This window comes from Eubacterium barkeri, from assembly GCF_900107125.1.
Classification (GTDB): Bacteria; Bacillota; Clostridia; order Eubacteriales; family Eubacteriaceae; genus Eubacterium_O; species Eubacterium_O barkeri.
Genome location: NZ_FNOU01000045.1, coordinates 1 through 1462 on the forward strand (window position 1 = coordinate 1; position 1462 = coordinate 1462).

1 rRNA gene is annotated in these 1462 nt (G+C 51.9%); it reads left to right on the top strand.

Features of this window, described 5'->3' with window-relative positions:
* Positions 1-59: 59 nt before the first annotated feature.
* Positions 60-1462, top strand: a 16S ribosomal RNA gene (locus BLU30_RS14050); the annotation flags it as partial.

Below are 1462 nucleotides of genomic sequence, written 5' to 3' on the forward strand. Positions count from 1 at the left end.
AAAAAAACCAAACCAAGCGTAAGAACCAGAACATCAGACTGAGGTCTGATGCCAAACTTTTAATTGAGAGTTTGATCCTGGCTCAGGACGAACGCTGGCGGTATGCTTAACACATGCAAGTCGAACGAGAAGCTTTTTATGGATCCTTCGGGAGAAATAAGGAGTGGAAAGTGGCGAACGGGTGAGTAACGCGTGGGTAACCTGCCTCATGGAAAGGAATAGCCTCGGGAAACTGGGAGTAAAGCCTTATATTATTAAGACATCGCATGGTGTTTTAATGAAAACTCCGGTGCCATGAGATGGACCCGCGTCCCATTAGCTAGTTGGTGAGATAACAGCCCACCAAGGCAACGATGGGTAACCGGTCTGAGAGGGCGAACGGTCACACTGGAACTGAGACACGGTCCAGACTCCTACGGGAGGCAGCAGTGGGGAATATTGCGCAATGGGGGCAACCCTGACGCAGCAATACCGCGTGAGTGAAGAAGGTTTTCGGATCGTAAAACTCTTTTATTGGGGAAGAAGAAGTGACGGTACCCAATGAAGAAGTCCCGGCTAACTACGTGCCAGCAGCCGCGGTAATACGTAGGGGACAAGCGTTGTCCGGAATCACTGGGCGTAAAGGGCGCGTAGGCGGTTTTATAAGTCAGATGTGAAAGGTACCGGCTCAACCGGTGACGTGCATTTGAAACTGTAAGACTTGAGTACTGGAGAGGCAAGTGGAATTCCTAGTGTAGCGGTGAAATGCGTAGATATTAGGAGGAACACCGGTGGCGAAGGCGGCTTGCTGGACAGATACTGACGCTGAGGTGCGAAAGCGTGGGGAGCGAACAGGATTAGATACCCTGGTAGTCCACGCCGTAAACGATGATGACTAGGTGTTGGGGAAACTCAGTGCCGCAGTTAACACATTAAGTCATCCGCCTGGGGAGTACGACCGCAAGGTTGAAACTCAAAGGAATTGACGGGGACCCGCACAAGCAGCGGAGCATGTGGTTTAATTCGAAGCAACGCGAAGAACCTTACCAGGCCTTGACATCCTCTGACCATCCTAGAGATAGGAGATTTCCTTCGGGAACAGAGAGACAGGTGGTGCATGGTTGTCGTCAGCTCGTGTCGTGAGATGTTGGGTTAAGTCCCGCAACGAGCGCAACCCTTGCCTTTAGTTGCCAGCATTAAGTTGGGCACTCTAAAGGGACTGCCGTAGACAATACGGAGGAAGGTGGGGACGACGTCAAATCATCATGCCCCTTATGGCCTGGGCTACACACGTGCTACAATGGGTTGGGACAAAGGGAAGCGAAGCCGCGAGGTGAAGCCAATCCCATAAAACAACCCCCAGTTCGGATTGCAGGCTGAAACCCGCCTGCATGAAGTTGGAGTTGCTAGTAATCGCAGATCAGAATGCTGCGGTGAATGCGTTCCCGGGTCTTGTACACACCGCCCGTCACACCACGAGAGT